The 12,665-nt window shown below is 70.8% G+C and carries 14 protein-coding genes; 4 read left to right on the plus strand and 10 right to left on the minus strand.

The features are described from left to right. Positions 1–30: 30 nt before the first annotated feature. Positions 31–1,443, minus strand: coding sequence for an MFS transporter (locus F4560_RS19715; RefSeq protein WP_184922034.1), 1,413 nt, complete (start codon positions 1,441–1,443; stop codon positions 31–33). A gap of 133 nt (positions 1,444–1,576) precedes the next feature. Here F4560_RS19715 and F4560_RS19720 point away from each other — a divergent pair, with 133 nt between their 5' ends. Both F4560_RS19720 and F4560_RS44805 read left to right on the plus strand, forming a co-directional pair. Then, positions 1,577–1,936, plus strand: coding sequence for a BlaI/MecI/CopY family transcriptional regulator (locus F4560_RS19720; protein WP_184922036.1), 360 nt, complete (start codon positions 1,577–1,579; stop codon positions 1,934–1,936). Next, the gene (locus F4560_RS44805) at positions 1,933–2,874 is read left to right on the plus strand and encodes a M56 family metallopeptidase (RefSeq protein ID WP_184922037.1); all 942 of its coding nucleotides are present in this window, start codon (positions 1,933–1,935) and stop codon (positions 2,872–2,874) included. Before F4560_RS19720 ends, F4560_RS44805 begins: the two co-directional genes overlap by 4 nt. A 130-nt stretch (positions 2,875–3,004) precedes the next feature. Here the strand turns inward: F4560_RS44805 and F4560_RS19730 are convergent, their stop codons facing one another. The 9 genes from F4560_RS19730 to ehuB form a co-directional block, all read right to left on the minus strand. Continuing rightward, complete coding sequence (locus tag F4560_RS19730; RefSeq protein WP_184922038.1) at positions 3,005–5,317, minus strand: heavy metal translocating P-type ATPase; 2,313 nt, start codon at positions 5,315–5,317, stop codon at positions 3,005–3,007. Continuing rightward, positions 5,310–6,296 carry a DUF8832 domain-containing protein gene (locus F4560_RS19735; RefSeq protein WP_246477847.1) on the minus strand — a complete coding sequence of 329 codons (987 nt, stop codon included), beginning with the start codon at positions 6,294–6,296 and terminating at the stop codon, positions 5,310–5,312. The genes F4560_RS19730 and F4560_RS19735 overlap by 8 nt, the downstream gene beginning before the upstream one ends. 111 nt (positions 6,297–6,407) lie before the next feature. Beyond that, positions 6,408–6,614 (minus strand): heavy-metal-associated domain-containing protein, encoded by a 207-nt coding sequence (locus F4560_RS19740; protein WP_184922039.1) that lies wholly within the window; start codon positions 6,612–6,614, stop codon positions 6,408–6,410. Between the two features lie 26 nt (positions 6,615–6,640). Next, positions 6,641–6,922, minus strand: a complete 282-nt coding sequence (locus F4560_RS19745; RefSeq protein ID WP_184922040.1) for a metal-sensitive transcriptional regulator — start codon at positions 6,920–6,922, stop codon at positions 6,641–6,643. A gap of 237 nt (positions 6,923–7,159) precedes the next feature. Continuing rightward, on the minus strand, positions 7,160–7,534 hold the full coding sequence (locus F4560_RS19750; RefSeq protein WP_184922041.1) for an ATP-binding protein: 375 nt from the start codon (positions 7,532–7,534) through the stop codon (positions 7,160–7,162). 54 nt (positions 7,535–7,588) lie between these two features. Then, positions 7,589–8,365, minus strand: coding sequence for an ectoine/hydroxyectoine ABC transporter ATP-binding protein EhuA (gene ehuA, locus F4560_RS19755; RefSeq protein WP_184922042.1), 777 nt, complete (start codon positions 8,363–8,365; stop codon positions 7,589–7,591). After that, the gene (ehuD, locus tag F4560_RS19760) at positions 8,362–9,021 is read right to left on the minus strand and encodes an ectoine/hydroxyectoine ABC transporter permease subunit EhuD (RefSeq protein WP_184922043.1); all 660 of its coding nucleotides are present in this window, start codon (positions 9,019–9,021) and stop codon (positions 8,362–8,364) included. Before ehuD ends, ehuA begins: the two co-directional genes overlap by 4 nt. Beyond that, on the minus strand, positions 9,018–9,695 hold the full coding sequence (gene ehuC / locus F4560_RS19765) for an ectoine/hydroxyectoine ABC transporter permease subunit EhuC (RefSeq protein WP_184922045.1): 678 nt from the start codon (positions 9,693–9,695) through the stop codon (positions 9,018–9,020). Before ehuC ends, ehuD begins: the two co-directional genes overlap by 4 nt. Before the next feature lie 14 nt (positions 9,696–9,709). After that, the gene (gene ehuB / locus F4560_RS19770; RefSeq protein ID WP_246477848.1) at positions 9,710–10,591 is read right to left on the minus strand and encodes an ectoine/hydroxyectoine ABC transporter substrate-binding protein EhuB; all 882 of its coding nucleotides are present in this window, start codon (positions 10,589–10,591) and stop codon (positions 9,710–9,712) included. A 284-nt stretch (positions 10,592–10,875) separates the two neighbouring features. Here ehuB and ectA point away from each other — a divergent pair, with 284 nt between their 5' ends. Both ectA and ectB read left to right on the plus strand, forming a co-directional pair. After that, positions 10,876–11,412: a diaminobutyrate acetyltransferase gene (ectA, locus tag F4560_RS19775; RefSeq protein ID WP_184922047.1), complete on the plus strand. Its 537-nt coding sequence runs from the start codon at positions 10,876–10,878 to the stop codon at positions 11,410–11,412. Further along, positions 11,409–12,656, plus strand: coding sequence for a diaminobutyrate--2-oxoglutarate transaminase (gene ectB / locus F4560_RS19780; protein ID WP_184922050.1), 1,248 nt, complete (start codon positions 11,409–11,411; stop codon positions 12,654–12,656). The genes ectA and ectB overlap by 4 nt, the downstream gene beginning before the upstream one ends. Positions 12,657–12,665 lie beyond the last annotated feature (9 nt).

Raw genomic sequence — 12,665 nt, forward strand, 5'->3', positions numbered from 1 at the left:
CGGGCAGACTGGTCGGTTCGCACTTCCGGTTCACACTTCGGCGGGAACCGGCTCCTGCCGGACAACCCGACCGCGCAACGTGAACGCGGCCAGCAGTGCGGCGGCCAAGGCCACCAGCGCGGCCCCGGTGAACGCCGCCGAGTAGCCGTCGGTCAACGCGACCGCGTCACCCAGCCGGTCCGCGCCCTGCGACGTCGCCACCGCCGTCATCGCGGCCAGGCCGAGCGCCGAGCCGATCTGGTAGGTGGTGTTGACGATGCCCGACGCGAGCCCGCCCTGTTCCGGCGTGACGCCGCCGATCGCGGTCAGCGTGGCCGGGATGAAGACCAGCGCCATGCCGACCGCCGAGATCAGCGAACCGGGCAGCACATCGGCGACGAAGCTGCCGTCCGGATCGGCGGTGGCCAGCAGGCCCAGACCGGCGGCCAGCACGGCCAGGCCCGCGACGATCAGCGGCTTGGTGCCGAAGCGGCCGATCAGGCGACCGGTCACCGTCGTCATCAGCACCGTCATCAACACGGTCATCGGCAGCAGCGCCGCGCCGCTGGCGAACGAGTCGAACCCGAGCACCTGCTGGACGTAGAGGTTGAGGAAGTACCACATCGGGATCCACGCCGCGCCCAGCAGCGCCATCGCCACGTTCGACGCCGCGAGGTCGGGCGTGCGCCAGACCTTCAACGGCATCAACGGGTTCTTGGCCGCCCGCTGCACCAGCAGGAACGCGATCAGCAGCACCACCGCCGCGCCGAGCTGCACGAGCGTGGAGGTCGACGTCCAGCCCCGTTCGGGCGCCTGCACGATGGCGTAGACCGCCAGCGCCAGCCCACCCGTGACCGCGACCGCTCCCCCGACGTCCAGCCCACCGCTGCGACCGGGGACGACGGGCAGCAGCTTCGGCGTGAGGGCGAGGGTCAGGACGCCGATCGGGACGTAGATGACGAACACCCACGGCCAGCTCAGCCACTCGGTGATCACGCCGCCGAGGAACACGCCCGCCGTGCCACCGGCCGGGGCCGCCGCGCCGTAGAAGGCCATCGCCTTGGGGAGTTCGGTCGGCTGACCGGCGAACAACACCATGAGCAACGTCATCGCGGCCGGTGCGATGAGGGCCGCGCCGACGCCCTGCACGGCGCGTCCGACGACCTCCGTGCCCGCGCCGCTCGCCGCCGCCGCGATCACCGAACCGACGATGAGGGTCGTCCAGCCGACGGCGAACACGCGGCGTGCTCCCCAGAGGTCGGCTAGTCGGCCGCCGAGCAGGAGCAGGCCGCCCAGTGCCACCGCGTAGGCGTTGAACACCCACTGGAGCCCGCCGGGCGTGAAGCCCAGGTCGCGCTGCATGTCCGGCAGCGCCACGGCGATGATCGAGGTGTCCATGATGACCATGAACTGCGCCGCGGCGAGCACGACCAGTGCCCACCAGCGCCGGGGATCGGGGTTCATGACGGGTCCTTCCGAGTTGTCGTTGATACCCCCAGGGGGTATCTGCAAGACGGACGTTAACATACCCCTGACGGGTATCAAGGTGAACTGGATCACGGTCGCCGGATACGATGGCCGCGCCGAAGGGGGCGTGATGCGAGGACTGGGCGAGTTGGAAGCGGCGGTGATGGACGTGCTGTGGCGCACGTCGGAACCGCTGAAGGTCCGTGAGGTGATGGACCGGTTGGACACGGGCAAGCAGCTCGCCTACACCACGGTCATGACCGTCCTGGACAACCTGCACCGCAAGGGGTGGGCGGTCCGCGAGCTGGACGGCAAGGCGTACCGGTACGAGCCCGCGATGAGCCGGGCCGAGGCGGCGTCGGCGGCGTTGCGCGAGGTGCTCGACTCGTCGGGTGACCCGGAGGCGGTGCTGCTCCACTTCGCCCGGTCGGCGTCGGACCGGGAGACCGAGCTGCTGCGCAAGGCGTTGCCCCGGAAGCGCCGGAAGTGACCGTCGCGGTCGCGTTGATGCTCGGGGCGGGGCTGGTCGCCTGGTTCGGGCCACGCGGACTGCGACGGCTGACGGCGGTCGGCGTGCACCCGCGGGTGGTGCTGGTGGCGTGGTTGTCGTCGATCGTCAGCGTGGTGACCACTTCTGGTCTCGCCGTCACCGCGCTGGTGCTGCCCGATCACGGCGCGCACGCGTTCGCCGGTTTCCCGCACTGCTTCGAGGTGCTGCTCCACGGGTCGCCGCCGCGGGTGGAGGCGTTGAGCGGTGCGGTCGGCGTGCTGTTGCTGGCCGGGCTCCTGGTGCGGCTCGCGGTCATGGGGACAGGGCTCGTGCGGCGGCGGGCGCGGGCGCGGCGGGAGCACTTGGCGGTGCTGCGGTTGGCGGCGCGGCTGGAGCCGGGCAGTCCGACGATGCTGTGGCTGGACCACGAGGAGCCGTTGGCGTTCAGCCTGGCGGGGTGTCCGGGGGTGGTCGTCGCCACGGAAGGGCTGGCGCGCCGGTTGGCCGGTGCGCAGGTGGACGCGGTGCTGGTGCACGAGCGGGCGCACCTGCGTGGGCGGCACCACCTGCTGATCACGGCGGCCGACGCGGTGTCGGCGCTGCTGCCGTTCCTGCCCCTGTTCCGGCAGGCGCCGACGGCGGTGCGGGAGTTGGTGGAGCTGGCGGCGGACGCGGCGGCGGTGCGGGTGTGCGGTGCGGCGGTGGTTCGTGCGGCTTTGACGGCCGTTACGGGGGATGGTGCGCCTGGTTCGGCGTTGGCTATGGGCCGTGACGCGGTGGAGGCGCGGCTGGCGCACCTCCGTTACGCGGACCACCACCCCGGCCGCACCCGCACCGCCGTGACCTGCGGCATCGCCGGCGTGATCACCATGGCCCTGCCGCCGTTCGCGGCCCTCAGCGGCCTACTCACCCTAGTCACCCTCACCTGCTCCGCGTGAGTCCTACGTTCACGTCGCGTGAGTCCTACGTTCGGAACCCCCGAGTTCAACGCTCAGTACAAGATCGACTGTTCTGAGCGTTGAACTCGGGGGTCCTGAACGTAGGACACGGTGGTCCTGAAGGTACGACTCACGCGTTCTGAACGTAGGACTCACGGGTTGTGGGGGTTGAGGTGGTTGGGGTGGGGGCCGGGAGGGGGGTGGAGGTGGTGGTGCTGCGGAAGCCTCGTAGGCGGAGGCTGTTGCTGACCACGAAGACCGAGGAGAACGCCATGGCGGCGCCGGCGATCATCGGGTTCAGGAGGCCGGCCGCGGCCAAGGGCAGGGCCGCCACGTTGTAGGCGAACGCCCAGAACAGGTTGCCCTTGATCGTGGCCAGCGTGCGGCGCGAGAGCCTGATCGCGTCGACCGCGGCGAGCAGGTCACCGCGCACGAGGGTCAGGTCGCTGGCCTCGATCGCGGCGTCCGTGCCGGTGCCCATGGCCAGCCCGAGGTCCGCCTTGGCGAGCGCGGCGGCGTCGTTGACACCGTCACCGACCATCGCCACGACCTTGCCCTCGGCCTGGAGCCGGGCGACGACGTCGACCTTGTCGGCGGGCATGACCTCGGCGATGACCTCGTCGATGCCCACCTCGGCCGCCACCGCACGCGCCGCGGCCTCGTTGTCGCCGGTCAGCAGCACCGGGGTCAAGCCCAGCGCCCGCAGCTGACGGATGGCCTCGGCGGACGTCGGCTTCACCGTGTCCGCGACGACCAGGACCGCACGAGCCTCGCCGTCCCAGGCCACCAGGACCGCGGTGCGACCCTGCTGCTCGGCCGTCTGCTTCGCCTCGGCAAGAGAACTGGCAAGTGAACCGTCCAGGTGGACGCCCCACTCGGCCAGCAGCCGCTCCCGCCCGACGATCACCGCGTGACCGTCGACCACGCCCTGCACACCGAGCCCTTCGAGGTTCTGGAAGTCCTCGACGGACGGCAGCTCGCCGACCCGCTCCGCCGCGCCGACCGCGATGGCCTTCGCGATCGGGTGCTCGGAGGCGTGCTCCAACGCCCCGGCGAGCCGCAGCACCGACTCCTCGTCCACACCCGAAGCGGTGTGCACGGCCACCAGGCTCATCCGGCCCGCGGTGACGGTGCCGGTCTTGTCCAGCACCACCGTGTCCACCCGACGGGTCGACTCCAGCACCTCGGGCCCCTTGATGATGATGCCCAGCTGCGCGCCACGCCCCGTCCCGACCAGCAACGCCGTCGGCGTGGCCAGCCCCAGGGCGCACGGGCACGCGATGATCAGCACCGCGACCGCCGCCGTGAACGCCGCCGACACACCGCCACCGGCGCCGAGCCAGAACGCCAGCGTCCCGACCGACAACGCGATCACGATCGGCACGAACACCGCCGAGATCCGGTCCGCCAGCCGCTGCGCCTCGGCCTTGCCGTTCTGCGCGTCCTCGACCAGCTTCGCCATCTGCGCCAGCTGCGTGTCCGACCCGACCCGCGTGGCACGCACGACCAGCCGACCGCCCGCGTTCACCGTCGCCCCGACGACCGCGTCACCGGGGCCGACCTCGACCGGCACCGACTCGCCGGTCAGCATGCTCGCGTCGACCGCCGAACTGCCCTCCGCCACCACGCCGTCGGTGGCGATCTTCTCGCCCGGACGCACCACGAACCGGTCGCCGACCGCCAACTCCGCGATCGGCACGCGCACCTCACGGCCGTCACGCAGCACGGCGACGTCCTTCGCGCCGAGCTCCAGCAACGCCCGCAGCGCCGCACCCGCCCGCCGCTTGGACTTCGCCTCGAAGTACCGGCCCGCCAGGATGAACGTCGTCACCCCGGCCGCGACCTCCAGGTAGATCGCCCCCGCGCCGTCACCACGCGAGATGGTGAACTCGAACGGGTGCGTCATGCCCGGCGTCCCGGCCGTGCCGAACAGCAGCGCGTACAGCGACCAGGCGAACGCCGCGATCGTGCCCATCGAGATCAACGTGTCCATGGTGGCCGCGCCGTGCCGCAGGTTCGCCCAGGCGGCCCGGTGGAACGGCCACGCGCCCCACACCAGCACCGGAGCGGCCAACGTCAGCGAGATCCACTGCCAGTAGGTGAACTGCAAGGCCGGGATCATGGCCAGCAGCACCACCGGCACGGACAGCACCGTCGACGCGATGAGCCGCTGCCGCAACGCCGCCGTCGGGTCCACCTCCGCGGGCGCCTCGGCCGACGGGGTCTCGACGACCGGCAACGCGGCCTGGTACCCGGCGGCCTCGACCTGCTCCACCAGCGTCAACGGGTCCACGTCCGCCGGGAACGTGACGCGGGCCTTCTCGGTGGCGTAGTTGACCGTCGCGGTCACGCCGTCCAGCTTGTTCAGCTTGCGTTCGATCCGGGACGCGCAGGAGGCGCACGTCATGCCCGTGATCGCCAGCTCGATCTGCGACTCAGCCATGACCGTGTCCTTCCTTCTCCTCAACGGGCACTGTCTCGACGGGCGCTTCCTCGACGGGCGTCTGCGCAGTAGGCGGGGTTCCCGCTGTGTCCACGGTGAACTCGGCGGTCCGCACGACCCCGTTGTGCTGGAAGTCCAGGAACAACCGGTAGCCACCGGCCGACGGGACCTCGGCCACGAACGCGATCTCCGGCCCGGCCGCCGTCTTGCCGTCACCGGGAGTGCCCTCGGGATGCACGTGAAGGTACGCCAAGTCACCCTGGCGCAACGCGACGAGGTGCCCGTACGCGGCCAGGTAGGGCTGGAGGTCGGTGACCGGCGCGCCGTCCTTGCTCACGGTCAGTCGCACCGGGGAAGCCTTGCCCGCCACCAGGTCACCGTCCAAACGCACCTGGTAACCGTCCACTTCGGCCACCCGTGAAGGCGCGTAGGCACGAGGTTCGAAGTTGCCCGCGACCGACACGTCGACACCCAGCGTGTCCGCTTCGGCACCCGTCGGCTTGAAGTCGGCGAACACCCGGTAAGAGCCCGCCTCGGTGACGTCCAGCGGCACGGTCCACGTGCCGTCCGCCGCCATCTCCGGGTGGACGTGCCGGTAGCCGGACGTGTCGCGCCGGACCACGATCAGGTGCATCCGCTTGTCGTGCTCGACGTCGAACGCGGTCACCGCGGCGCCGTCCGGGCCGGTGATGCGGAATGAGAAGGAGTTGTTCCCCGTGGTCAGCGTCGTGTCGGTGGGCGTGAGGGTGTAACCGCCCCTGGACGACGCCAGCCCGCCGGGCTGGTCGTTCGCGGCCTCCGCGACGGTGCCGCTGTGGTCGTCCCCGTGGCCGGCGCCCTCAGCGCCGGACGTCCCGTCGGCACCGCGCGGGGCGGCTTCGACGGAAAAGGGACCGACAGCGCTACCGGCCGCCCAGGCGCCACCGGCGACCAGGGCGAGTACCGCACCGTAGGCGGAGAGCTTCGCTGCTGTGTTCATGTGCTCAGGTCCTCGAGACTGGTGGAGCCCGCCGCACGGGCGGGCTCCGGATCGGCCACTGTGCCGTTCGTGCCTGTCTTCACCTCGACCGGCCGAGACCGGTCATGCCGTTCAGCCGGCGAGCGCGTAGCCCGCTTCCTCGACCGCCGCACGCACGTCCGCCTCCGCGACCGGGGCCGCGCTGGTGACCTTGACCGCGCCGGTCGGCAGGTCGACGGCCACGTCGGTCACGCCGTCGATCTTGGTGACCTCCTCGGTCACGGACGCGACGCAGTGGCCGCAGGTCATGCCGGTGACGGTGTAAGTGGACTCGGCCATCGGGTGCTCCTCGTAGTCGTTTCGGTTCAGGACCGCACCAGGCGGGCGATCGCCTCGCTGGCCTCGCGGACCTTGTCGTCGGCGCCTTCGCCGCCCTGGGCGAGCGCGTCGGCGACGCAGTGCTTCAAGTGCTCGTCGAGCAGACCGAGGGAGACGGCCTGGAGGGCCTTGGTCGCCGCGGCGATCTGGGTCAGCACGTCGATGCAGTACTCGTCGTCCTCGACCATCCGCTGCAACCCGCGGACCTGCCCTTCGACCCGGCGCAAGCGCTTGAGGACGTCATCCTTGCCCGCCGTGTAACCCCGCATGTCCCACTCCCTTCGGCCCCCGCCGGTCCGTTCGTTCCAGTGGGTCGCCCTACAGCGATATTTATACCCCCAGGGGGTATCGGAGTCAAACAGGTCGCCGACCAAAGGTGAGCGCCGTCACCGACAACCGCTGTTGGTGATACCCTACCGGGGTTCCGTGCCACGCGCGCAGAGAGCCCTCGAAGTGGAGGCAGGCTCGCGCCGGGTGAAGCCGGATGAAGTCGGATGAACGGGCCGCTAGTCCTCGAAGACCAGCTCGGCCCAGACGGTCGTCGTCGTGTCCTGCGACAGCACGCCCCAGCGCGCGGACAGCGCGTCGACCAGCAGCAGACCGGCGGCGGGGCGCCACGGCCCGACCCGCCGGTCCGCGCGGTCGCGGACGCTGATGGTCAGGGACTCACGCCACCGGTCGAGCACGAGTTCGACCACGTACGGCGGCGAACCGTGGTTCCAGGCGTTGTCGAACAACTCCCCCACCACGACGGTGACCAGCTGCACGTCGTGCTCGGGCCAGCCTTCGAGGCGCTCCAGCAGCCACAAGGCGACGTCGGCGGGCGAGGTCGAGTCCTCGTCCTGGACGACCAGGACAACCGCGTCGTCACCGGCCGTCACCACACCAGCGTGCCACCACCGGCCCGGATCGCACCTGACGAGAACCTGACGATCTCAGGACTCGTCGAGCACCGAACGCAGGAACTGCCTGGTCCGCTCCTGCTTGGGCGCGTCGAACAGCTCGTCCGGCGGCGCCGACTCGATGATCCGGCCCTCGTTGAACATCAGCACGCGGTCCGACACGTCACGGGCGAACTTCATCGCGTGCGTCACGCAGAGCATCGTCACGTCGAACGTGCGTGCGACGTCACGCAGCACGTCGAGCACCTCGGCGGCCAGTTCGGGGTCGAGCGCGGACGTCACCTCGTCCAGCAGCAGCACGTCCGGCCGCATGGCCAGCGCGCGGGCGATCGCGACCCGCTGCTGCTGGCCGCCGGACAGCTGCGACGGGTAGGCGTCGAGCTTGCCCGCCAGCCCGACCATGTCCAGCAGCGCACGCGCGCGCTCCTCGGCTTCTTCCGGGGAGAGCCCCAGCACGTGCACAGGAGCTTCGGTGACGTTGCGCAGCACCCGCATGTTGGGGAACAGGTTGTACTGCTGGAACACCATCGTGGTGTGCCGGCGCATGGCCCGCAGGTGCTGTTCGCCGGCCGGGACCAGCGCGTCACCGCGCTTCTCCTGGAACAGCGGCTCACCGGCCACGGTGATCGTGCCGCTGTCGGGCCGGGTGAGCGTCATCAGCATCCGCAGGATGGTCGTCTTGCCCGACCCGCTGGGCCCGATCAGGGTCACCCGTTCCCCCGCGCGGACGCCGAAGGACAGGTCGTCGAGCACGACGGCGTCCCCGAACCGCTTGCCGACCCGGTCGAACGCGATCAACTCCGCGGTCATGCGACTTCCCTTCGGTACCGACGTTCCAGGACCCGCACCGGCCACGCGATGACGAGGGCGGTGATCAGGTACAGCAGCCCGGCGACGGTGATCAGTTCCAGGTACTGGAAGTTCTGCGAGCCGACCGCCTTCACCACGCTGAGCACTTCGGCGATGGTGATGACGGTGAGCTGGGGCGTGTCCTTGAACAGCGCGATGGCGTAGTTGCCCAGGGCGGGCACCACCCGTGGCACGGCCTGCGGCAGCACGACCCTGGTCCACGTGCGGCCACGGGACAGGCTGAGCGCCTGGGCCGCCTCCCACTGCCCGGCGGGGACACCGTCGATGCCCGCGCGGTACACCTCCGAGGTGTAGGTGGCGTAGTGCACGCCGAGGCCGATCGCGCCGGTCGCCATCGCGGACAGCTCGATGCCGACCGTGGGCAGCACGAAGAACAGGAAGAACAGCTGCACCAGCAACGGCGTGGAGCGGATGAACTCCACGAAGAACGCCACCGGCAGCCTGACCCAGCGCCGACCGCTGCGGCGCAGCAGCGCGAACGCCAGCCCGAGCACCAACGCGATCACGTAGCCGAGCGCGGCGGCCTGGAGCGCGATCACCAGACCGCGCAGGAGTGCCGGCACCGCGTCCCACGCGGCCTGCCAGTCGAACGTCATCGTGCCCCCTCGACGGCCAGTGGCCGGGTGGTGCGGCCCAGCGACGCCGCCGCCCGCCGTTCGACCAGCTTCATCAGCCGGGTGAGCACCAGCGCGATCACGCCGTAGCCGACGAGCAGGCCCGCGAACGTGGCGGCGGTGTCACCGGTCGCGGCCCGCACGATCTGACCCTGGAACGTCAGGTCCTGGAGGTACACCAGCGACACCAGCGCGGTCGCCTTCAGCAGCTCGACCAGCAGGTTGCCGAACGGCGGCACCATCGCCACGAGCGCCTGGGGCAGCACCACGAGCCGCATCCGCTGCCAAGGCGTGAAGTTGAGCGCGGTGGCTGCTTCCAGCTGCGCGGTCGGCACGGACACGACCGCGCCGCGCACCACTTCGGCCCCGTACGCGCCGATGTTGAGCGACAGCGCCAGCACCCCGGCGAACAGCGGCTCCAGCTGGAGGCCGAGACCGGGCAGCGCGAACACGAGCCAGAACAGCACCACGAGCGCGGGCAGTCCGCGGAAGCCCTCGGTGTAGGCCAGGGCGACGCCGCGCAGCACCCGGTTCGGCGACAGGCGGGCGAGACCGGCGGCGAACGCGAACACCAGGCCGATCGCCGCGCCGAACACGGTCAGTTCCAGGGTGACGACCAGCCCGTCGAGCAGGCGCAGCCACAGACCTGTGGACATCGGTGCCCTCCCCCTCAGGCCGGATCGGCCCGGCAGAGCCGGTCCGCGGTGAGGTCGGTCATCTCGGACTCGGTGAACCCGAACGGCCGGACGATCTCCAGCAGCTCACCGCTCCGCTTGAGGCCGGTCAGCTCGGCGTTGAACGCGTCACGCAGCCGCCGCTGGTCCGGGCGGAAGCCGAACCCGCCCGCGCCGTACTGCTCGACGCCGTCCAGCACCGGCACGAACGGCTCGGTCAGCTCCACCGCCGCGTCCGGCCTGCGGGCCATCGCGTCACGCAGCGAGATCGCGGTGAGCAGGAAGCCGTCGGCGCGGCCCGCCAGCAGCCCGTCGATCCCGCCCGCCTGGCTGGCGAACGTGACCGTCCGGTCAGCGGGCACCCCGTACCCGGCCGCGATGTCCACCTCGAAGCTGCCCAGCAGCAGGCCGAGCCTCGCGGCGCCGTCGCGGACGAAGTCCTCCAGCGTGCGGAACCGCCCGACGTCCTCACGGCGCACCAACACGGCTTCCGGCGCGTTGTAGTCCGGGTCGGAGAACAGGATCTGCTCGCACCGGGGCGGCGTGATGAACATGCCCGCGGCGATGACGTCGAACAACCCGGCGCGCAGGCCGGGGATCAACGCGCCGAAGTCGGACAGCGCGGGCACGAAGGTGTGCACGCCGAGTCGGCGGAACACGGCCTTGGCGACCTCGGGCGCCTCACCGGTCAGCTCGCCGTCGCTGTCGACGTAGCCGTAGGGGGCTTCGTTGGCGAAACCCATCCTGACCTCGCCGGTCGCGCGCAGGCGTGCCAGCAGGTTGCCGCCGTCGCGCTCGGCGGACAGGTCGACGGCGCTGCACCCCGTCGCGGTGAGGCCGGCGCCCAGGCCGGCCAGCAGGAACAGACGACGGGACAACTGTGGAGTGGACACGAAGCGGGATTCCCAACTTCGACGACAGGACGGCCCGCCGCACCGTGATCAAGCGGGGCGGACGTGGCGACCTTAGAGACCGGTCACCGGACCGTCAACACGGCACGACGTCGCGTTAGGAGCAATCGAGCGGATTCACCTTGCACAGCAACAAGAATTCTCTTGTTGCACAGCGCAATAATCCACAGTGGACGGTCAACCTTGCGGTTTCGTGACAGCTGTCACAACCCCCGTTCGCCCGTTCCGACCGACTGTTACGTTCCAGCAGCATGTTCGCCAAACCGACGAAACACGGCGCGGTCGACGTCGATCCGGGGCCCGGTCTCCAGGTCGGCCGGCCGAGCCCGGCAGACGGGGGCGCGCTCTGGCGACTGGCCCGGGACACCGGGGTGCTCGACGTCAACTCCTCGTACGCCTACCTGCTGTGGACCAGGGACTTCGCGGCCACCTCGGTGGTCGCCCGGCACCACGGCGACGTGGTCGGCTTCGTCAGCGGCTACACCCGTCCGGACGCCCCGGACACCCTGTTCGTCTGGCAGGTCGGCGTGGACGCGCGGCACCGTGGCCGCGGCGTCGCGCGCGCCATGCTGGACGACCTGGTCGGCCGCGGCACGCGGTTCCTCGAAACGACGGTCACCGCGACCAACGAGGCCTCGATCCGGCTGTTCGGCGCGTTGGCGCGGGACCACGACGTCCGGCACACCCGTGAGCCGCTGTTCACCGCCGACCTGTTCCCCGACCGGCACGAAGCCGAGGAACTGCACCGGCTCGGCCCGTGGCCGCACCCGACACCTGGAGTGATGTGAGCATTTTCGCCAGTCTCGAATCCGAGGTACGCAGCTACTGCCGCAGCTGGCCGGTGGTGTTCGACCGGGCGGTCGGCGCCCACCTCTACGACGAGGACGGCCGGGCCTACCTGGACTTCTTCGCGGGCGCGGGCGCGCTCAACTACGGGCACAACAACCCCGTCCTGAAGAAGGCCCTGGTCGAGTACCTGGCCGAGGACCGGATCACGCACTCGCTGGACATGCACACGGCCGCCAAACGCGACTTCCTGGAGACGTTCGACGAGGTGGTGCTCCAGCCGCGCGAACTCGACTACAAAGTCCAGTTCCCCGGCCCGACCGGCACGAACTCGGTGGAGGCCGCGCTCAAGCTGGCCCGCAAGGTCACCGGCCGCGAGTCCGTCGTCAACTTCACCAACGCGTTCCACGGCATGACGCTGGGCGCGTTGTCGGTGACCGGCGACTCGATGAAACGCGGCGGCGCGGGCATCCCGCTCGTGCACGCCACGCCGATGCCCTACGACAACTACTTCGACGGCCAGTACCCCGATTTCCTGTACTTCGAGCGGCTGCTGGGCGACGCGAGCAGCGGGCTCAACGCGCCGGCCGCCGTGATCGTGGAGACGGTGCAGGGCGAGGGCGGGATCAACGCGGCCCGGTTCGAGTGGCTCGCCGGTCTCGCCGCGCTGTGCCGCGAGCACGGGATCCTGCTGATCGTGGACGACGTGCAGATGGGCTGCGGTCGCACCGGCCCGTTCTTCAGCTTCGAGGGCGCCGGGATCGTGCCGGACATCGTCTGCCTGTCCAAGTCCATCGGCGGGTACGGGCTGCCCATGGCGCTCACGCTCGTGCGCCGTGACCTGGACGTGTGGGAGCCGGGCGAGCACAACGGCACGTTCCGGGGCCACAACCCGGCGTTCGTCACGGCCACCGCGGCGCTGCGCGCGTACTGGACCGACGACCGGCTGGAGAAGAGCACGCTGGCCAAGGGTGAGCAGGTCGAGCGCGTGCTCCAGGAGGTCTGCGCGACGGTGCCGGGCAGCCGGGCGAAGGGTCGTGGGCTCGCGCGCGGCATGGCGTTCGAGCAGGCGGGGCTGGCGGGTCGGGTGGCCGGCGCGGCGTTCCGGCGCGGGCTGCTGGTCGAGACGTCCGGGCCGGAGGACGAGGTGGTCAAGCTGATGCCGCCGCTGACCGTCACCGACGACGAGCTGGACCAGGGGTTGGCCCTGTTCACCGAGTCCGTGCGCGAGTGCGCGCCCGCCTGACGAGAGGGT

Source organism: Saccharothrix ecbatanensis (genome assembly GCF_014205015.1).
Classification (GTDB): domain Bacteria; phylum Actinomycetota; class Actinomycetes; order Mycobacteriales; family Pseudonocardiaceae; genus Actinosynnema; species Actinosynnema ecbatanense.